Genomic DNA, 20,769 nt, shown 5'->3' with positions numbered 1-20,769 from the left:
TAGGTATGCCTAAAATTGCTGCAAAAATCGCAAATCGCTGGCATACAAACGACGAATATCATCGATTTGATGTAACACCATCGCAAAGCGTTCTACACCAAAACCAGCAGCAAACCCAGTATAAATTTCTGGGTCATAACCTACAGATTTGAGTACATTTGGATCGACCATACCGCAGCCCATTACTTCCAGCCAGCGCCCATTCCACTGCAAATCTACTTCCGCAGAAGGTTCGGTAAACGGGAAATAACTGGCGCGGAAGCGAATAGGTAAATCGCCAAATATTGCTTGTAAAAATACCTTAATTGTGCCTTTAAGGTCTGTAAAAGTTAATCCTTCGTCAATAGCTAAAAGTTCTATTTGATGGAAAACTGCTGAGTGAGTGGCATCTACATTATCTCGTCGATAAACTCGCCCTGGAGCCACAACGCGAATTGGTGGTTCCTCTCTTTCCATGTAGCGAATTTGTACTGACGAGGTATGAGTCCGCAGCAGATTGCCATCTGGTAGGTAAAAAGTATCCTGCATATCGCGGGCGGGATGGTCAGGCGGGGTATTAAGCGCCTCGAAATTGTAGTAGTCTGTTTCCATCTCTGGCCCTTGAGCCACGGTGTACCCCATACCCACAAAGATATCCAGCGCTCGGTCAATAATGCCATTCAGGGGATGAATGCGACCTTGGGGGCGGTAAATTCCCGCCATAGTGACATCGAGAGTTTCAGCCTCTAGCTGGGAGCGAATTTGCGCGGTTTCCAGGGCAGCCCGTTGTTGGTCTAGACTAGTTTGCAGGGATTCTTTGACTGTATTGGCGATCGCCCCAATTATCGGTCGTTCCTCTGCACTCAACTGCCCCATACTTCGCAACAGCGCCCCCAGTTCCCCTTTCTTGCCCAGATAGCTAACTCTGAGTTCTTCTAAACGTTCTAGGGTATCAGCGGCGGCGATCGCTTGTTCTCCTTGATGCCGCAGTGCTAAAAGTTGAGCTTCTAAATTGCTAGTCATTAGTTATTAGTCATTAATCTATAGTCATTAGTCTATAGTCGAGAGCTATGGACTGCTTACAAAATAATTCTAGTTAAGATGCCATCAATAAACCAAAGCCAAGAGTCAGCCCCTTCTGGAGCGAGACGCACTCGCGTTCGGGGAAGTCAAAAGTCACGCATTCAAAAGTCAAAATTACGCTGGTTTTACGAGTTTAGATGCCATTGGGCAAGGGAGTATGTTTTTGCTGATGCTTGTGACGACTGTCATACAGCAAAATTCAGAAGTAAAACAGCCTTTATGATTGACTACCAGACTTAGATTCTGTACTCCACCAACTTGAAATCTGCTGTAACTAATGACTAATGTTTTTGTTCATGCCTGTGACGAATGTCATTGACAAATGACAAATTACACATAACTAATGACTAATAACCAAATAATACCCCATGCCCAATACTTCGGCTTACCTCGGCTCCGGTTCCATCAAGCGAAATCGAGATGCTCGGCACGAGTCACTCAGTACAAGTGCCCCATACACAATTCCCAATGCCTATGAAATTACTAATTAGCAACGATGACGGTATTTCTGCTATGGGTATTCGTACCCTAGCCAACTACTTAGCAGAAGCAGGCCATGAAGTTACTGTAGTTTGCCCAGACCGAGAGCGATCGGCAACTGGGCATGGATTAACTTTGCACCAACCAATTCGCGCCGAAATCGTTGAGTCGATTTTTCATCCGGCTGTTAAAGCTTGGGCTTGCGATGGTACGCCTTCAGATTGCGTCAAATTGGCGCTGTGGGCTTTGTTAGAAACTCCCCCGGATTTCGTGATCTCTGGCATCAATCAAGGTGCCAATTTGGGAACTGAAATTTTGTATTCTGGCACTGTTTCTGCGGCCATGGAAGGTCTCATTGAAGGCATCCCCAGTGTAGCGATGAGTCTTACGAGTCATACTTCAAAAAACTTTCAACCTGCTGCTAAGTTTGCCAAAACTCTGTTAGACCAGTTAGCCCAAAAACCACTGCCGGATTTGATGTTACTTAATGTCAATATTCCTGCTGTTGAGTGGGAAGAAATTGCTGGAGTAACTCTCACCCGTCAAGGAGTGCGGCGTTACATAGATGTGTTTGATAAACGAGTCGATCCTCGTGGAAAAACGTACTATTGGTTAACTGGAGAAGTCATTGAGGATGTAGAACCTCCAGTTGGGTTAAATTTACCGCAAAATGTACCGATAGATGTGCATGTTGTACGTAATAACTACATCAGTATAACTCCCCTCCAGTACAATCTTACCTACCCAACTGGACTAGATAAATTATCTCAATGGGAATTCAAATTTCCCTGAATCATTGATTTACGAGGAAAGAACTGGAATTAATTCAATGCATGACAACAAAATCTAGGCTATAACGTAGGGGCACCTTTGAGATAACGGATACACATACACCCGAAAAACTTGAAAATTACACCTTAGAGTAGCTCATCGATATTTACACAATCACCCGGAAACAGGGTATGCTGTTCTACCAAGAAATCTTCCCTCTAATCCTCTCCCTACTAAAATCGGTGAGACAGTATAAACTTGAACCAAACAAGTAACAATTTTTTCATTTATCGCCCGCTCAGTCCAGCAAGCAACACCCATGTCTAGGATAGAGAACCAATTTACCGTTCAATTTTGGGGAGTTCGCGGCAGCATCCCCAGTCCAGGACCACACACCGTTCGTTACGGCGGTAATACCCCTTGCGTTGAGATGCAAGTGGGCGGTAAACGCTTAATTTTCGATGGTGGTACGGGACTACATGTTTTGGGGCAATCTTTATTGCGCCAGATGCCGTTAGAAGCTCATATATTTTTCACCCATTCTCACTGGGACCACATGCAGGGTTTTCCCTTCTTTGTTCCAGGGTTTGTTAAGGGGAATGACTTTCATATCTACGGCGCGATCGCTCCTGATGGTTCTACCATAGAACAGCGCCTCAATGACCAGATGCTCCACCCGAATTTTCCCGTGCCCTTGCAGATTATGCAAGCCAATTTAAGTTTCCACAACATTCGAGCGGGGCAACCAATAGATATTGATGATGTGACTGTGGAAACAGCACCTTTAAATCATCCAGGTGAAGCCGTAGGATACCGCGTCAACTGGCGTGATGGTGCTGCTGTTTACATTACAGATACTGAACATTTTCGCGATCGACTTGATGAAAATGTGCTTTGGCTATCTCGTAATGCCGACATCTTAATTTACGATTCTACCTACACTGACGAGGAATATCATTCGCCAACATCCCCGAAAATTGGCTGGGGACATTCCACCTGGCAAGAAGCTGTGAAAGTGGCACAGGCTGCTAACGTCAAAACTTTGGTGATTTACCACCATGACCCGGCGCACAATGACGACTTTTTGGATCGTGTAGGGAAACAAGCAGCTGCGAAATTTCCTGGTGCGATTATGGCACGGGAAGGAATCATACTCCAAGTTTCCACCTCAGCTTCGTTATCAGAATCTTTTCCTGTTAGCAAGTTTTCTGTCTAAAGCTGGCATCGAAGCAATTGTAGATTTTAGATTAGATTGGTGATCAGAAGCTTTCAGCGCAACACCGTACCCGTTGGCTATACCTTGAGACAGCACTGCCCAAGCAAGTTGTCGCAACGCCGACTACAGAACAAGGGCGACAACATTGGGCATTGGGCATTGGGCATTGGGCACTTGTACTGAGCAAAGCCGTTGGCCCAGCCTCTCGTAGAGAAGTATGGGGCATTGGACTAATGACTAATGACTAATGACAAGTTGGTACTACAAAACCTGTCCTCCTCAAAGCGGTTTACTATAGGGTAGCTTCCTGCTGATAGCTAAAATAAACCTAAAATCTCAGAATCCACGTGCTAAATTTGTCTCAAAATGGGTGTTCTGTGTGGGTTGCTTCTTCCACCGAAGGGCTACTAACGCCGACTGCTGTTGCACTTGGCAAATTTGATGGTGTACATCTTGGTCATCAAAGGGTAATTGAGCCAGTATTGCACCCTGGTGGTCAGTTGTCAGTAGTCAGTAGTCCACAGTCTAACGAAAATCAACAACTGACAAATCAACAATACATTTACTCGACAGTTGTCACCTTTGATCCGCACCCACAGGAGTTTTTTACGGGGCAACCCCGGAGTTTGTTAACGCCACTCGATGAAAAAGTCCAACAATTGCGATCGCTTGGAGTAGAACAACTGGTATTACTTCCTTTCGACAAAGAATTATCTGCTTTGACTCCTGAAGAATTTGTCGAAAAAATTCTCGTCCAACAACTCCAATGCCAGCAAATTAGTATCGGAGAAGATTTTTGTTTTGGCAAAAAGCGCATTGGTACTGCTAAAGATTTGCAATTAATCGCCGCCAATTACAATATTCCCGTTACCATCGTTCCCTTACAAACTTATACAGGCGACTCACCTACCCAAAGCAGTTGCACCAGTACCACTCCAAATCAGGATGCCCGCATTAGCACTTCATTGATCCGCCAAACCCTTGAGGACGGTGACATCGAAAACGCAAATCTCCTACTAGGACGCCCCTACACCCTCCTTGGTATGGTCGTTCAAGGACAGCAACTCGGCAGAACCATTGGCTTTCCCACCGCCAATCTCCAGCTACCAAAAGAAAAGTTCTTGCCCCGCCAAGGAGTTTACGCTGTCCGAGTTTTCACTCTCAGTGAAACAGCAAATGTATCTCCTAGTGAGATATTGGGCGTCATGAATATTGGTAATCGTCCAACTGTAAATGGTGCTTCTGCATCTGTGGAAGTACATCTGTTCGATTGGTCTGGTGATTTGTATGGTAAGAAACTGGCTATAGAACTAGTCAAATTTTTACGCCCGGAACAAAAATTTCCTTCTCTAGAAGCCCTGAAAACACAAATTCAACTTGACTGCATAGCCGCTAAACAAGTTCTTAGTGCCCAGTGCTGAGTGCTGAGTGCTGAGTGGGAACAATAGATAGGGTATTGGGTATTGGGTACTGGGTATTGGGTACTGGGGAGTGGGTATTAGGAAAGTTCTTCCAGTCCCCAGTCCCTAGTCCCCAGTCCCTAGTCCCCAGTCCCCAGTCCCCAGTCCCCATTCCCCACTCCCCACACCGCATGAGAGAAAAAATTGACGCCCTAACACAAAATCTGACTCTTACCATCGTTGGCAAAAGTGAGGCGATACGCTTAGTGCTAGTAGCCTTGCTAGGTGGTGGTCATGCCCTATTAGAAGATGTCCCTGGGGTTGGCAAAACCCTGCTTGCTAAATCTCTAGCTCGTTCAGTAGATGGCAAGTTTCAACGCTTACAATGCACCCCTGATTTACTGCCAACTGACATCACTGGTACCAACATCTGGAACCCAAAAAGCGGCGAATTTACTTTTCTTCCTGGGCCAGTTTTTGCCAATGTGCTACTTGCTGACGAAATTAATCGCGCCACACCCCGCACTCAGTCAGCTTTGCTAGAAGTTATGGAAGAAAATCAGGTAACAGTTGATGGTGTCTCTCGTGCAGTTCCTCAACCATTCTTTGTCATTGCTACGCAAAACCCTATTGAATATCAAGGTACTTTTCCCCTGCCAGAAGCCCAAATGGACAGGTTTATGTTGTCATTGAGTTTGGGCTATCCTTCCGAAGCAGAAGAACTCCAAATGCTGCAAAATCTCCAAAATGGTATCAAGGTTGCTGACTTAAAGCCTTGTATTACCTTGGCAGAAGTACAGGAATTGCGTTACCTCTGTTCTCAAGTCAAAGTGACAACCTCCTTGCAACAGTACATCCTTGAATTAGTGCGGGCGACACGCCAAGATGAGGAAATCGCCCTTGGTGTTAGTCCTCGTGGCACAGTAGCATTACAACGAGGTGCCCAAGCCCTAGCTTTTCTATTAGGGCGTGATTATGCCATTCCCGATGATGTAAAATTTCTCGTCCCTTACGTTATTTGCCATCGTCTCATTCCCAGAGGAGGACGCAACGCTAGAACTGTTGTTGAGCGATTATTGCGATCGGTTCCCATTCCTTAAAAAGAATTCTACAGATACTTTTGTAACTGCATTTCTTGGTGTGAAGGATATTTATTTGCGCTACTTCATAACAGTCATCCTTCGCACCTTGTTTACCAAAAAAAACAGCGATAAAATTGCGATCGCTTGAAATCCGAGATATTTTAGCTGATTTTTCTAGTGAATCAAGTTAAATAAAAAGTATATTTAAAATTTTCTTTATCGATCGCCCTTGGATTTGGGCGTGTTAGAATCTCCTACAAAATCAGGTAAATAACAAATGAAAGCGATCGAAGTTACTGGTAAAATTGACTCTCAGGGAAACTTAGTTTTAGATGAGCCGATTCAAGGAACGAATTATCCTCACCAGGTTCGGGTAATCGTTTTGGTTCCAGAATCAACAGATGCTGAAGAAATTGACCCCGACGATACACCCATTGAGGAAGTGAAAGCGAGTTTGAGAAGAGCCTTACAGCAAGCAAAAATGGGGCAAACTAGACCACTTAGTGAGCTATGGGACAGGATTGATGCAGAGTGAAAATCCGGTTTCAATTCGATTTTCTGATGAATTTGAAGAGGAACTTTACAGACTCTCAAAGAGATTTCGCAATATTCGTTCTGATGTTCAACCGATTATTGAGCAATTACAACAGGGAAATATCGTAGGAGATAGAATTGCACGTATTGGTGAAGAATATATTGTTTATAAGGTGAGAGTTCGCAATAGTAATATTCAAAAAGGTAAAAGTGCTGGTTATCGATTAATTTATCAAGTTGAGTCACCTACAAGTCTTTTGCTGTTAACGATTTATACCAAATCTGACCGAGAAGATATTAATGCAAATGAAATCCGAGATATCTTAGCTGATTTTTATAGTGAGTCAGGTTAAAACTGCCAAGAGATTTTTTCTTGCATAGTCAGCAGTAGTATGCTGTACAAATATTTGATGTATCCCACACATGCGATCGCCATATTCCTTGTCAAAAATACTTACGCAGAATCAAAAAAACACTCCTAATACTGCGTAAGTCCTATGATTAACACAAGCGCCACTTCTAAAAATCTGGGAATGTGAGGAATGTCAATTTTTGTTAAGCGGAAATCCCGTGATGGGGAAAAGCGATCGCTAAATAGCGATAGCCAAGCGCTACGACAAAGCGCCGAACGCGAATTCAAACGCCAATTTTTCGGTCTACTTTTAGTGATTATCACCTGGAGTCTAGCTATGGGCTGGCTTTTAGCCTTAGTAACTAACGCCCAAAGTGCCACTCCCAGCGCCGAAATTGGCACAGTTGATGTAGTACCAGCACAGTACCAACTAGGCCAAGAACTGTATTTGGAAAATTGCTCCACATGCCACATTGCCTTACCACCAGCCGTTTTTCCCACCCAAACATGGAAAAATCTCCTGGAAGACTCGCAACACTACGGCGCACAACTCAAGCCTTTAGTCGATCCGCCCCGCATTTTAGTGTGGAAATATCTTTCGACTTTCTCCCGCGTCAAACTCAACGATGAAGAAACACCCTATCGCCTCAATAACTCACGTTATTTCAAAGCTTTGCATCCAGAAGTTAAGCTACCACGTCCCCTCGAAATTGGTAGCTGTCTAAGCTGTCATCCCAGTGCTAGTGACTACAATTTCCGCCGCCTTAGCCCAGAGTGGGAGAATTCAAATTAGGGACTGGGGACTGGGGACTGGGGACTGGAAGAACTTTCCTAACACCCAGTACTCAATCCCCAATCCTCATTACCCAATCCCCAGTCCCCAGTCCCCAATCCCCAGTACCCAATCCCCAATCCCCAATCCCCAATGCCCCATCTGGAGGCAAAATGATACTATGAAGAAAGACTAAATATAAGATAAGAGTTAAAACCAATCATTTAAGAAACTGATTGACTAGTTTTTCTCCTGTTTTTGAGTGAATTCTCATTTCACACCCATCCACAACTAAGACTGTTGAATGGGTTAAATGTTTATAATCAATCCCAAACCTTTAATTCCCATCCCCCTTGATTCAGTTCGATAACCTGCCATGCTAAAACTTTTGTTGGGCGATCCCAACGCTCGTAAGCTGAAAAAATACCAACCTTCAGTTACTGAAATTAACCTTTTAGAGGAAGAAATTAACACTCTTTCTGATGAAGAGTTAAAAGGGAAAACCGTAGAATTTAAACAACGACTCGCCAAAGGCGAAGCTCTGGATGATATCTTGCCAGAAGCTTACGCTGTTGTCCGGGAAGCAGGACGGCGAGTCTTAGGCTTACGGCATTTTGATGTCCAACTGCTTGGCGGTATCATTTTGCACGTAGGGCAAATTGCGGAAATGAAAACGGGTGAGGGTAAAACACTAGTAGCCACCTTGCCGAGTTATTTGAATGCCCTTAGTGGTAAAGGTGTACATGTTATTACTGTGAACGATTACCTGGCTCGTCGAGACGCCGAATGGATGGGACAGGTGCATCGGTTCTTGGGGTTGAGTGTGGGTCTAATCCAGGCAAACATGACCCCCACTGAACGTCAGAAAAACTATGACTGTGATATCACTTATGTGACGAACAGTGAGGTAGGCTTTGACTACCTACGGGACAACATGGCCACAGACATGAAAGATGTGGTGCAACGCCCGTTTAATTACTGCGTCATTGACGAGGTAGACTCGATTTTAATTGATGAGGCCCGGACACCCCTGATTATTTCAGGACAGGTGGAAAGACCTACAGAAAAATATCTGCAAGCTTCTGAAATAGCAGTTACTCTCAAAAAAGACGAGCATTATGATGTGGATGAAAAAGCTCGTAATGTGCTACTGACAGATGAAGGCTTTGCAGAGGCAGAAAATCTTTTGGGAGTTACAGATTTATTTGACCCAGAAGATCCTTGGGCGCACTTTGTTTTCAATGCCATTAAAGCCAAAGAACTTTTCCTTAAAGACACAAACTATATTGTCCGCAATGGAGAAGTGGTGATTGTGGATGAATTTACCGGTCGGGTACTACCCGGACGACGCTGGAGTGATGGACTACACCAGGCCATTGAAGCCAAAGAACACGTAGAAATTCAGCCAGAAACTCAAACTCTAGCGACAATCACTTATCAAAACCTGTTCTTGCTGTATCCCAAATTGGGTGGAATGACGGGAACGGCAAAAACTGAAGAACCAGAGTTTGAAAAAATTTACAAGCTGGAAGTCACGGTAATTCCCACCAACCGTGACAGAAGACGCGAAGACTTGTCTGATATGGTCTTTAAGACGGAATCAGGCAAGTGGGGAGCGATCGCCAGAGAATGTGCCGAAATGCACGAACTCGGTAGGCCAGTATTGGTAGGAACCACGAGTGTAGAAAAATCTGAATATCTCAGCAGACTACTGAAGCAGCTAGAAATTCCCCACGAATTACTCAATGCCCGACCGGAAAACGTGGAACGAGAGGCAGAAATCGTCGCTCAAGCAGGACGCAAAGGTGCTGTGACCATTGCCACGAACATGGCGGGAAGAGGTACAGACATCATCCTTGGTGGTAACTCTGAATACATGGCGCGTCTGAAACTGCGGGAATATTTGATGCCTCGCATTGTGATGCCAGAAGATGAAGATGCGTTTGGCGTTCAAAGGCCTGCCGGATTACCTACAGGACACGGCGGTGGTCAAGGTTTCGTTCCTGGTAAAAAAGTCAAAACCTGGCGGGCTTCACCGGAAATTTTCCCCACCCAGTTGACAAAAGAAACAGAACAGCTACTCAAAGAAGCAGTAGAAGTTGCAGTGCGTGAGTATGGCGATCGCAGTTTACCGGAACTAGAAGCTGAAGAAAAGGTAGCTGTCGCCGCCGAAAAAGCTCCCATCGACGACCCCGTAATTCAAAAGTTGCGGGAAGCATATAAACGTGTTAAGCAGGAATACGAACAATTCACCGAGCGAGAGCATAATGAGGTAGTGGACATCGGTGGTTTGCACGTCATTGGTACAGAACGCCACGAATCGCGGCGGATTGACAACCAGTTGCGCGGACGCGCCGGCAGACAAGGCGACCCTGGAACCACAAGATTTTTCCTCAGTTTAGAAGATAACTTACTGCGGATTTTTGGTGGCGATCGCGTTGCTGGATTAATGAATGCCTTCCAAGTGGAAGAAGATATGCCCATTGAATCGGGGATGCTTACCCGCAGTTTGGAAGGCGCACAGAAAAAAGTTGAAACCTACTACTATGACATCCGCAAGCAGGTGTTTGAGTATGACGAAGTGATGAATAATCAACGTCGTGCTATTTACGCCGAACGTCGTCGGGTGTTAGAAGGTCAAGACTTGAAAGAACAGGTAATCAAGTACGCTGAAAAAACGATGGATGACATCGTTGACTACTACATCAACGTAGACTTACCTTCCGAAGAATGGGAGTTAGAAAAGTTGGTTGAGAAAGTCAAAGAATTCGTCTATTTGCTAGCAGATATGCAGGCTAATCAATTAGAGGATATGACTGTCACTGAGATTAAAGCCTTCCTCCACGAACAGGTGCGAATTGCTTACGATCTCAAAGAAGCCCAAATTGACCAAGTTCAACCTGGACTGATGCGCCAAGCTGAGCGTTTCTTTATCTTGCAACGCATCGATACCCTGTGGCGAGAACACCTGCAACAAATGGATGCCTTGCGTGAATCTGTGGGATTACGTGGTTATGGCCAAAAAGACCCGCTGATTGAATACAAGAGCGAGGGCTATGAGCTGTTCTTGGATATGATGGTGAATATTCGCCGAGATGTAGTGTACTCGCTGTTTATGTTCCAGCCGCAGCCGCAGCCGGTGGTACAGGCTTCCTCGGAGATGGTGTAATTGACAATAGAAATAGAGACGCGATTTATCGCGTCTGTTACTTGATGCATATAAAGACGCAGAAGCAATAAGAATGCCTTTGCGTCTTTGTTTTACGTTAGACTTTTGACGATGCCAATTTGAGATTTTGGAACAAATCTCAAATCCAAAATCTAAAATCCAAAATTGTTAGACTAAACCGCCAGCAGCTTGAAAGCGAGCGCGGGCGCGTTTGAAGGCTTGAGTCGCTTGGATTTGTGCTTGGCGATCGTCTGCTGTCACTTGACCCAGACGCGCTTCTGCTTGGTTATAAGCAGCACGGGCTTCTTCTAGATTGATTTTGTCGCCACGTTCAGCACCGTTAACCAGAATTGTGACTTCATTTTCTTCAATTTCGGCAAAACCACCCAAAAGAGCGATCGCTTGCCAATTCTGATTTTTAGCTGCACGGACTCGCATCACACCTGTATCCAGGGCGGTCAACAGTGGTGCGTGTCCAGTTAAAATACCTAACTGACCGGTAGTGCTAGGTAAAACTACTTCTTCAGCTGGGGCATCCCAGACTGTTTTATCTGGGGAAATTACACGAACGGTTAATGTCATTTGTCTTTTGTCCTTTGTCCGTTGTCTTTTGCAATAGCCATTAATCATTAGAATTTGCACTAATGACTAATGACTAATGACTAATGACTAACCTTTGATTTTTTCAGCTTTGGCGATCGCTTCGTTAATATCGCCTACCAAGTAGAAAGCCTGTTCTGGCAGGTCATCCAGTTCACCAGACAGAATTTTTTGGAATCCTTTGATGGTGTCTTCCAACTTCACGTATTTACCAGGAGAACCGGTGAATACTTCTGCCACAAAGAACGGCTGAGACAAGAAGCGCTCAACTTTCCGCGCCCGTGCCACTACTAGACGGTCTTCTTCAGACAATTCATCTAGACCGAGAATGGCGATAATATCTTGTAGTTCTTTATAACGTTGCAGAGTTGATTGTACCGCACGGGCAGTATTGTAGTGTTCGTCACCTACAATGTTGGGCTGTAGCATGGTGGAAGTGGAACCCAGGGGGTCCACCGCTGGATAAATTCCCTTAGCCGCCAAACCACGAGACAGTACTGTGGTTCCGTCCAAGTGAGCGAAGGTGGTTGCAGGTGCGGGGTCGGTGAGGTCGTCCGCAGGTACGTACACTGCTTGAATTGAGGTAATGGAACCCTCTGTAGTGGAGGTAATCCGCTCTTGCAATTCACCTACGTCAGTACCCAATGTAGGCTGATATCCCACCGCTGAAGGCATCCGACCCAGAAGCGCTGACACTTCTGAACCTGCTTGTACAAACCGGAAGATGTTGTCAATAAACAGCAGCACGTCTTGTTTGTTGACATCACGGAAGTACTCTGCTACCGTCAATCCGGACAGACCAACCCGCATTCTCGCTCCGGGTGGCTCGTTCATCTGACCGTAAACTAGAGCAATCTTAGACTCGTTGAGGTTGTCTTTGTTGATTACTCCAGATTCAATCATTTCGTTGTAGAGGTCATTGCCTTCACGGGTGCGTTCACCCACACCAGCAAAAACAGATACTCCACCGTGCTGAGTAGCGATGTTGTTAATCAACTCCATCATGATCACGGTCTTACCAACACCAGCACCGCCGAACAGACCAATCTTACCGCCACGTCGATAGGGAGTCAGGAGGTCAACAACTTTAATCCCAGTTTCAAACACCGAAGGTTTGGTTTCTAGGTCAGTAAATTTGGGAGCAGAGCGGTGGATGGGTAAAGTTGCCTCAGCATTTACAGGTCCTCTATTGTCCACGGGTTCGCCAAGGACGTTGAAAATCCGCCCCAAGGTGGCTTTACCAACTGGCACGCTGATGGGAGCGCCTGTATCGACGACCTCCAGACCACGCACCAAGCCATCGGTGGAACTCATCGCAACAGTCCGCACCTGGTTGTCGCCCAGCAGTTGCTGTACTTCAACAGTGAGGTTAATATTCTGTCCAGCTTCGTTGGTGCCTTTGATGGTCAGAGCGTTGTAGATTTGGGGCAATTTCCCGCCGGGAAATTTAACGTCTACAACTGGACCAATGATTTGGGTAATGTAGCCTATGTTTGTTTTTTGTGCGGTTGTGACCATGCTGCGCCTAATGATTGAAGCTATATTTCAGATAAGGTCGTTGAAGACATAAGATTATGCAATGTCATCTTTCAGGTTAGCACTGAACGCCCCCACCTTCGCCTTAAATTGATTCTTAAGACTGAGGTTGGGGATCAAAAATTCGCCTTGTTTGTGAAAGTGGCTCTGAGGATACATAAAATACTTAAAAGTACAACTTTTTTAAGTATCAAAATCAAAACTGCCATGTCAATACGAAGTTGACATGGCAAGGATTAAATTAAATTAATAACAAATTTATGCTTTAACTGGGGCTTGCTGTTCTTTGCGCTTGTAGAGAGAGATAACGCCAAAAGCACCTAGTCCTAGTATACCGATGAGAGAAGCAGGTTCGGCAACTGACTTACTTGCAGGAGTAAAAGAAAGATTATCATAGACAAACGCAGGATCTTCTCCTATTCCAGTGAGGACGACCTTGCTAATGTTACCTAAAGGTGAAGAAAAGCTCAACTCTCCCCACTCTCCCAATCCTGTAGTAATAGTCTCAGTACCTAGTAGCGAGTTTTCGATATCAAATGCTTGTAGCTGGAAAGTATTAGGCTCTCCTCCAGAAGCAAAAATAGAAAAATCACTTATCAGATCAGCAAAACTGATTGTTTCTGGATCTGTTGGTACACCATCGTTTGATAGGATGACATCTCGATTGAATGCCAGAAAGTTAAAGCCACTGAGTGCATCAACTCCAAAATTCCCGGACTGATTTAGTATTGAGCCTCCACTTAGTTGACCAGGGCCACTAAAGGTTACACCCAAGGGCGCATACAAGTTCGTAAGGGGAGTGGTTTCAATGAATAAAAGTGGAGCATTTATAGGATTACCATTGGCATCAGTGTCAAAGTTAATAAAGCCCGCCTGCGCTGCACTAAAGGTTCCCAGCGTTATGAACCCTGTGGCGATGGTAGCTATTGATAACTTCATTACAGATAAAGTAGCCATAAAACTGATTTCTCCAAAAAGGTGTATGTCAACAGTCGGTACACTCCAAACTGCCTAAGCAAAGATCAAAAACGAAATTGCACACAACGCCTTACACGCAACACATACCAATTCAGACGCTTACAGTGGGCGATCGCACACACAAGCAATGATGAAAATAACTTAATCCCTCAATGTCACTACATTTATGAGGTTGCTAGCATTTTTTTAGCTTGATTTTAGCTGCTTGTATAATGACCAGTATTATTAATAAATGGAGTTAAAAAAGCAAGTATTATTACTGAAGCTTACTCAATATTTATAATATCGATTTGTACTTTTTTATATAAAACCTGTTAAAAGCCTGACTTTATAAAGCTTGTATAGCCGTTGTTAAGCTATTAGGTTAATAATCAACACCAAAAACTTTATAAATTTATAGTAAAGTTATATACAAATACATAATAGTATGATACGCGCTTTGCGTAAGCGCAGTCATCCTGGCACATCGCCAACATAGCAATTCGTAAAGCGAAGTGGGATTAAATGAACCTACACAAAAAATCTGCTCTTCCTAGCGATCGCTTCAAAGAGCAGTGCCATGCCATTTCATTCAAATAGTGAATACAAATGCTCTTCATGCCATTTCGGAATTGGATAAAACAGTAATTACTAATTTTTAGTTTCATAATATACATTTTGCACTGACGTAAACGAATCGAGGGCATAAAGTACTATAAATATGTATTTGAGTCAATAACAAAAAGCTATATTAAATTATTTTCATACCTTAGATAGATAGATTTCATAAAATCTATATACAAACTAGATTTTCAAATCTTGTGAATATCCATAATATAAAAATAGGTACAAAAAGCGGAAAGTCCCAGCAACGGGCTTTTGGCGAACATAACTTTCCTTTGCAACTGTTTTTAGTTAAGCCTTGACACTTTCGGTTCATCCTCACACCTCCACCGAGCAATAGCTTATGAATTTCTCGTTAGTGCGACAATATTTTTATCAGGAGATTCAGCAGTCTGACGAGAGAATTAATTTAGCAAAGGCAGCTTTATATATTGCACAAGAAGAATATCCTAATTTAGACCCAGAGGAATATATCAATGCCCTTGATACAATGGCATGGGAACTGCAAGAACGCCTGCCTCAGGAGCGATATCCTTTGCGGATGATTCAAACTATTAATCAATATCTATACGATGATTTAAGATTTTCTGGTAATAAAATTGACTACTATGACCCGCGCAACAGTTATTTGAATGATGTAATTGACAGACGATTGGGGATTCCCATTACTTTAGCGTTGGTTTACTTAGAAGTTGCCCGACGGATAGAGTTTCCGATGGTGGGTGTAGGAATGCCGGGACATTTCTTGATTCGCCCAGATGTTCCAGATATAGAAATTTTCGTCGATGCGTTTAATGGTGGTGAAATAATATTTGCTGAAGATTGCCAAGAAAGACTATCTCAACTTTATCAGCAACCAGTGACGCTACAACCAGAATTTTTGGCTGTAGTAACTAATCGGCAATTTTTGGCAAGGATGCTGACAAATCTAAAATTTATTTATTTAAAACAACAAGAGTTAGAAAAAACACTAGCAGCAGTTGAACGCATTTTACTGCTGTTTCCTGATTTAACTTTAGAATTGCGCGATCGCGGTTTAATCTATTATCAACTCGGCTACTATCCTCAAGCTGCAAAAGACTTACAAACTTATTTAGTAAAAGTTCCTGATGCTAAGGATGCATCAGTGATTCGGCGGCTACTTGGCGAGTTGGGTAAGGGTGGGTAGGGAGTGGGGTGATGAGGGAGATGAGGGAGCAGGGGAGGCAGGGGAGGCAGGGGAGGCAGGGGGAGAAATAACCAATGACAAATGACTAATTTTGTTGTTCTGCGACTCGTTTGAGGCGGCGGAGTTGGGCTTCCATGTCTTGTTTTGTCCAAGATGCGGCAAAGGTTTTGAAACCCCAACTTACTAAGGGGTTAGGAATATCGAACTCAAAGCGGTTCAGTAGGAGTGTTCCTTTTTGTGTTGGTTGACATTCCCAGCGATCGCGCCCTTGAAAAAATCCTTTAAATTCCCAGACTACCAAACCCGGTTGTCGTTCCACAACTACGCTATTCAAAGTAGGTTGGAGTAGAGGAATTTGAATGATAAAACGGCTTTTACTACCTACATCAGTACTCCAAACTTCGCCCACAGGTTCGCAACTAAGGACGGGGTTTAGCCAACGGTGCATGAGGGCTAAATCAGTAATACAGCGGTCGACTACCGTGGCTGTAGCGTTAATTTGAATTGATTGTTCCAGTACTTGGGACATTCCAGATATTTTAAGCTGTTGCTGCAATTAGAGTAACGCAAAATGGGGAATGAGTTATTGGGCACTTGTACTAAGTGGAGCCGTAGTATTGGGACGTGTGGGAAGGGTGAGAAGCTTTTTTATAATCTCCCACTCCCTACTCACCTTTTGACCGTGCCAATTTTAGATTTTAGATTTTAGATTTTAGATTATTTCGGTACTCCTTTCCTGCGGAACGCTAGGCGAACCCAGAAGCAAGCTACATGCCCCGCTATCGCAAATCTAAAATCCAAAATTGTTTGACGTTTTTTTCGATAAAGCGAAAAAATTTGGATTATATCAAACAGACAATGAGTTTACAGGTAATTTGCTGGTAAATTGATAGGCAAAACACTAGTAAACTTACTGGGATGCAGAATTATTCAATGGGCGGCGTCCACGATTCCCCAATTTTAGTAGAACAAGTTGGGGAGAAATGGGCGCTTTGGATCTGGGTACTGGCAACGAAATTCTTTTACAGCAATTTACAGGTAAATAGACCACGCGGTAGGGGCACAGCATTGCTGTGCCCTTACGACAGATGTGGTTCAAATATATGAAAACTGCTGTAAAATTTGGTTCGGGTATGAATCTACATACTTATATTTTCAGTACTTAGTCCCCAATCCCCAGTCCCTAGTTCAAATCAAGCTACCCGATAAGTATCTCAAGTGTTTTTGGCGAACTAAAACCTTAATAGCGGAAAACCATGAACACAACTTGGCAAGGAATAACCCAGTTGATAGATATTGGTTTATCGATGAGGGGACAGCAATTTTTGGCACAATCATCGCCCAGTCTGCAACCAAGTCAAGGAGCAGTAAACCAAGGTGTCGCTGATGTGCAAGGAATTGTTGAACAGTTAATTCTGTTTATGCCCCGTGTACTGGGAGCAGTGGCAATTTTGTTTGTAGGTTGGCTAATTGCAGCGATCGCAGCGACGGTGACGCAAAAAATTCTCAACCGCACAAACTTAGATAACCGGATTGCCGCAGGGATAACTGGTCGTCAGGATCTTCCCCAGGTGGAGAAGTTAATCTCCGACTTGGTTTTTTGGAGCATTATCTTGCTGACGGCGGTAGCTGTTTTACAAACGCTAAATCTAGAGATAGCGTCTCGACCCCTCAATACTTTTCTTGAGCAACTTATTGGCTTTTTGCCAAAGTTGGTTGGTGCTGGAATCCTTTTGGCAGCTGCCTGGGTATTAGCGAGCGTTGTCAAGATTGTTACTGTGCGTTTATTACGGACATTTAACCTCGATGAGCGCTTGAATCCTCAACCCGCAGATAGTGCGCCCAGTCTCAATCAATTGTCTCTCAGTGAAACCATTGGCAATGCTCTGTATTGGTTTATATTTTTACTGTTTCTGGTTCCGATTCTGGATACTCTCGGACTTAGGGAAGCCCTAGAACCAGTACAAGCTCTAATTACAAAGATTCTGGTAATTCTGCCAAACATTTTAGCAGCGGCGCTGATTGCCGCAGTTGGGTGGTTCATCGCTAATGTGGTGCGGCGGATTGTGACGAACTTGCTAGCAAGTACTGGTATTGACCATTTAGGTAGTCGATTTGGCTTATCTTCGACTGCGGGAGTGCAACCTCTATCAAGTATTATCGGCACAATTGTCTATATTTTGATTTTGATTCCTGTGGCGATCGCAGCGCTGGATGCTTTACAAATTCAAGCAATATCACAGCCAGCGATCGCTATGTTACAACAGGTTCTCAACGCAGTACCTGCCATCTTTACAGCTCTTGCAATTTTGATTGTTGCCTATTTCCTGGGACGGTTTGTAGCAGATTTGGTTACAAGTATCCTGACTAATTTAGGCTTTAATAACATTTTTACTGTATTGGGTCTGACAACACCTACTAGGCGAATCGTCATTTCCACAGAACCAACAGAACCAACACCTCCTTCCATTCCCACCCGTACTCCGTCGGAAGTTGCAGGCATTGTTACCTTAGTGGGTATTATGCTATTTGCAACGGTGGCGGCAGTAAATATCCTGAATATTCCAGCCTTGACAGCCTTAGTGTCTGGTATTTTGATTATATTCGGGCGGATATTGGCGGGTTTGGTAATATTTGCCATTGGTTTATTCCTGGCAAATCTGGCTTTTAACATTATTACCAGTTCTGGCGACCGTCAAGCACAGATTTTAGGACAGGTAGCGCGGATTTGTATCATTACCTTAGTCTCAGCAATGGCACTGCAACAGATTGGAGTTGCTAGTGATATTGTGAATTTAGCCTTTGGACTATTATTAGGTGCGATCGCTGTTGCTATTGCCCTAGCTTTTGGTTTAGGAGGTCGTGATATTGCCCGCGAACAAGTTCAAGAGTGGCTCAATTCTTTCAAAGGTAGAAACTAAAAGTTGATGAAGGCGCAATTTCGTATGTATAGCAAGGGACTGGGGACTGGGGACTGGTGACTGGGTGAAAAGTCTTTTTGTGTCTAGGTTTTATCATCTGTTAATGTCCTAACCACCAAGGCTTTTGCTATAAATCTGAGAAAATACAGCCGTAAGCATCAATAATAGAGACAATCTATCGCTAATTTTGCCTAAGAAGTTGAAAGTTAGAGTTTAGAAGCTCGGAGTTTGAGTGTAGAACTTGACATTTCGAGTTCAGAGGCTCAAGTTCCGAGTTGTAAATACGTGTCAAGGCATTACTTTCTGAGCTTTACTTTGTGGAGCAATTCATCTTTAATACGGTTGAGAATTGAAGTTTCATCAAGGTTTGTCAAAATCCGATTAATTACCGCTTTTGGCCCATCAGGTCCCCAAGTCGCCCCGTTGGCTAAATAAACCTTGGTAACTTGTCCAATACCGTAAGAAGAAACACCAGCGACTCCACCTTGAGTGAGTGCAACGGATATATAAGGAGCAAGGGCAATACCACCCGTAGCGGTTGCAGAGATGCCAAGTAAAGTTTTCAATCCACTCAAACCCAAGTTTGCCAAGAGTTCACTAGCACCGATGCCGCCCATACTCAGGGCAATTTTTTGTAGTAATTGTACGGCTCCTGCTTCGGTCATGGAGAAGCCATAGAGTTTGGATAAACCTAAAATTAAAGCGATATCAATTACGACACTACTAAGAATATCTACCACAGTTACGGGATTAAGAGCGATCGCCAGTGCCTTCGTCATCACAGCTTTCCAAATCAACTGATTAGCATTTACCTCCCGAATCATCAGTTTTCGCTCTATCAATTGCTCATTCACGGTGTCAGCATAAAGCATAGTGTTGAGAGCAACCAAAGCTTTACCTTCACGGTGGAGAATCTCCAAAATTTTCAGCTTCAGTTCCTCCACTTGGGCATTACCTGGACGCAACTGTATGCCCCTAGTGCCATCAGGGCGAAAAACCGCCGTTTTCACCAATGGCGATGCTGCTGACATGACAATTTCTAGGGGTGTGAGTAATTCCCGCACCCTTTCATCGCGGATTTTGTGATAAATTGCTATGCGATCGGCTTCTGGATACTGGTCTACTTTGTTAAATACCAGAATTATCGGTTTACCTGCTTCCCGCAACTGAGAAAGGGCGATGTGTTCTATTTTTGTCATGTCGCCGGATATGACAAACAAAATCAAATCCGCTTGTTTGGCAATCTGTTCAGCTAATGCAGCGCGGGTTGCCCCATCTACCTCATCTAATCCAGGAGTATCAATTAATTCCACCTGTGATTGACCGATACCAGGGATAGTGACTCGCAAAGCCCGTTCAGTTTCTCCAACAATTTCTTCGCTAATACTCCAATTCACTCTTTGGGCAGCACGGGTAACGCCATGCAGCGGCCCAGTTTCAAATACTGTTTCCCCAACCAAGGCATTAAGTAGCGAAGACTTACCACGTCCCACCATGCCAAAAGCCGCAATCTGCACCACCATGCGGTCTAACTTTAAGAGCATGGTTTCCAAATCATTAATTTCTGCCTCTAATCCCGCTTTTTCTTGGGGGCTAAGGTCAAGATTAGTCACCAAATTTCGCAGCGCTGTTTGTGCTTGTTTATAATTCAGTTCCGTCTGAATATCTTCAAAACTGAAAATGGCACTATCTAGTTCTTCCTCCCAACTGGGTGAGTTGCTGTGATGAGGTTCGGGCAATGTGGAAGTCATAATTTAGATTCTCGGTTAACCTCGCTATTTGATCCTAGTTATTTTTTACAGGGAATGGGGAGTGGGGAGTGGGGATGATGGGGATGAGGGGGAGTTAGAATCTCGTTCATTTACCTTTGAACCGGATTCATCCACCTCAGATACTCGTTCATCCACCTTTGAACCGGATTCATCCACCTCAGATACTCATTCATCCACCTTTGAACTGGATTCATCTCCCTCATCTCCCTCATCTCCCTCATCTCCCTCATCTCCCTCATCTCCCTCATCTCCCTCATCTCCCTCATCCCCATCATCCCCACTCCCCACTCCTGAAGGCAAGTTTAAGAAATCGAGGTATGTCTTTGTTGAAGTGTTAACTTAACTAATTAGTT

At 44.1% G+C, this 20,769-nt stretch carries 18 protein-coding genes; 12 read left to right on the top strand and 6 right to left on the bottom strand.

The annotated features are described in order from the left end of the window. Positions 1 to 9: 9 nt before the first annotated feature. The gene (gene pheS / locus IQ276_RS13260) at positions 10 to 1,002 is read right to left on the bottom strand and encodes a phenylalanine--tRNA ligase subunit alpha (RefSeq protein ID WP_190883032.1); all 993 of its coding nucleotides are present in this window, start codon (positions 1,000 to 1,002) and stop codon (positions 10 to 12) included. Between the two features lie 428 nt (positions 1,003 to 1,430). On the opposite strand from pheS, the gene IQ276_RS40165 reads away from it, so the two are divergent. From IQ276_RS40165 to secA, 9 genes are all read left to right on the top strand, one after another. Next, on the top strand, positions 1,431 to 1,553 hold the full coding sequence (locus IQ276_RS40165) for a hypothetical protein (RefSeq protein WP_255264323.1): 123 nt from the start codon (positions 1,431 to 1,433) through the stop codon (positions 1,551 to 1,553). Continuing rightward, positions 1,537 to 2,334, top strand: coding sequence for a 5'/3'-nucleotidase SurE (surE, locus tag IQ276_RS13255; RefSeq protein WP_190883034.1), 798 nt, complete (start codon positions 1,537 to 1,539; stop codon positions 2,332 to 2,334). Before IQ276_RS40165 ends, surE begins: the two co-directional genes overlap by 17 nt. Before the next feature lie 298 nt (positions 2,335 to 2,632). After that, on the top strand, positions 2,633 to 3,529 hold the full coding sequence (locus tag IQ276_RS13250; protein ID WP_190883036.1) for an MBL fold metallo-hydrolase: 897 nt from the start codon (positions 2,633 to 2,635) through the stop codon (positions 3,527 to 3,529). 347 nt (positions 3,530 to 3,876) lie between these two features. After that, complete coding sequence (locus IQ276_RS13245; RefSeq protein ID WP_193919055.1) at positions 3,877 to 4,950, top strand: bifunctional riboflavin kinase/FAD synthetase; 1,074 nt, start codon at positions 3,877 to 3,879, stop codon at positions 4,948 to 4,950. 170 nt (positions 4,951 to 5,120) lie between these two features. Beyond that, the gene (locus IQ276_RS13240) at positions 5,121 to 6,029 is read left to right on the top strand and encodes an AAA family ATPase (RefSeq protein WP_073643396.1); all 909 of its coding nucleotides are present in this window, start codon (positions 5,121 to 5,123) and stop codon (positions 6,027 to 6,029) included. Positions 6,030 to 6,288: 259 nt separating this feature from the next. Next, positions 6,289 to 6,546 carry a type II toxin-antitoxin system RelN family antitoxin gene (locus IQ276_RS13235; protein WP_193925115.1) on the top strand — a complete coding sequence of 86 codons (258 nt, stop codon included), beginning with the start codon at positions 6,289 to 6,291 and terminating at the stop codon, positions 6,544 to 6,546. Next, positions 6,536 to 6,898 (top strand): type II toxin-antitoxin system RelE family toxin, encoded by a 363-nt coding sequence (locus IQ276_RS13230; RefSeq protein WP_193925111.1) that lies wholly within the window; start codon positions 6,536 to 6,538, stop codon positions 6,896 to 6,898. The genes IQ276_RS13235 and IQ276_RS13230 overlap by 11 nt, the downstream gene beginning before the upstream one ends. Positions 6,899 to 7,087: 189 nt before the next feature. Next, positions 7,088 to 7,690 (top strand): cytochrome C, encoded by a 603-nt coding sequence (locus IQ276_RS13225; protein WP_193925109.1) that lies wholly within the window; start codon positions 7,088 to 7,090, stop codon positions 7,688 to 7,690. A gap of 355 nt (positions 7,691 to 8,045) precedes the next feature. Then, complete coding sequence (secA, locus tag IQ276_RS13220; RefSeq protein WP_235115634.1) at positions 8,046 to 10,838, top strand: preprotein translocase subunit SecA; 2,793 nt, start codon at positions 8,046 to 8,048, stop codon at positions 10,836 to 10,838. Between the two features lie 168 nt (positions 10,839 to 11,006). Here the strand turns inward: secA and atpC are convergent, their stop codons facing one another. The 3 genes from atpC to IQ276_RS13205 form a co-directional block, all read right to left on the bottom strand. After that, positions 11,007 to 11,420, bottom strand: a complete 414-nt coding sequence (gene atpC / locus IQ276_RS13215; protein ID WP_193920607.1) for an ATP synthase F1 subunit epsilon — start codon at positions 11,418 to 11,420, stop codon at positions 11,007 to 11,009. 87 nt (positions 11,421 to 11,507) lie between these two features. Beyond that, positions 11,508 to 12,956 (bottom strand): F0F1 ATP synthase subunit beta, encoded by a 1,449-nt coding sequence (gene atpD / locus IQ276_RS13210; RefSeq protein ID WP_193920605.1) that lies wholly within the window; start codon positions 12,954 to 12,956, stop codon positions 11,508 to 11,510. A 276-nt stretch (positions 12,957 to 13,232) separates the two neighbouring features. Beyond that, positions 13,233 to 13,931 (bottom strand): hypothetical protein, encoded by a 699-nt coding sequence (locus IQ276_RS13205; RefSeq protein WP_193920603.1) that lies wholly within the window; start codon positions 13,929 to 13,931, stop codon positions 13,233 to 13,235. A gap of 967 nt (positions 13,932 to 14,898) precedes the next feature. On the opposite strand from IQ276_RS13205, the gene IQ276_RS13200 reads away from it, so the two are divergent. Next, positions 14,899 to 15,723, top strand: coding sequence for a SirB1 family protein (locus tag IQ276_RS13200; protein WP_235115633.1), 825 nt, complete (start codon positions 14,899 to 14,901; stop codon positions 15,721 to 15,723). An 85-nt stretch (positions 15,724 to 15,808) separates the two neighbouring features. On the opposite strand, the gene IQ276_RS13195 is transcribed toward IQ276_RS13200, so the two are convergent. Further along, on the bottom strand, positions 15,809 to 16,252 hold the full coding sequence (locus IQ276_RS13195) for an SRPBCC family protein (RefSeq protein ID WP_235115632.1): 444 nt from the start codon (positions 16,250 to 16,252) through the stop codon (positions 15,809 to 15,811). A gap of 727 nt (positions 16,253 to 16,979) precedes the next feature. Between IQ276_RS13195 and IQ276_RS13190 the strand changes: the two genes are divergently transcribed. Next, on the top strand, positions 16,980 to 18,644 hold the full coding sequence (locus IQ276_RS13190; RefSeq protein WP_235115631.1) for a mechanosensitive ion channel: 1,665 nt from the start codon (positions 16,980 to 16,982) through the stop codon (positions 18,642 to 18,644). Positions 18,645 to 18,940: 296 nt separating this feature from the next. On the opposite strand, the gene IQ276_RS13185 is transcribed toward IQ276_RS13190, so the two are convergent. After that, positions 18,941 to 20,395, bottom strand: a complete 1,455-nt coding sequence (locus tag IQ276_RS13185; RefSeq protein WP_193925209.1) for a GTP-binding protein — start codon at positions 20,393 to 20,395, stop codon at positions 18,941 to 18,943. 61 nt (positions 20,396 to 20,456) lie between these two features. On the opposite strand from IQ276_RS13185, the gene IQ276_RS13180 reads away from it, so the two are divergent. Continuing rightward, positions 20,457 to 20,759 (top strand): hypothetical protein, encoded by a 303-nt coding sequence (locus IQ276_RS13180; RefSeq protein ID WP_235115630.1) that lies wholly within the window; start codon positions 20,457 to 20,459, stop codon positions 20,757 to 20,759. The last annotated feature ends 10 nt before the right edge of the window (positions 20,760 to 20,769 follow it).

This window comes from Desmonostoc muscorum LEGE 12446, from assembly GCF_015207005.2.
GTDB classification, from domain to species: domain Bacteria; phylum Cyanobacteriota; class Cyanobacteriia; order Cyanobacteriales; family Nostocaceae; genus Nostoc; species Nostoc muscorum.
This window is presented reverse-complemented; position numbering and strand designations above follow the sequence as displayed.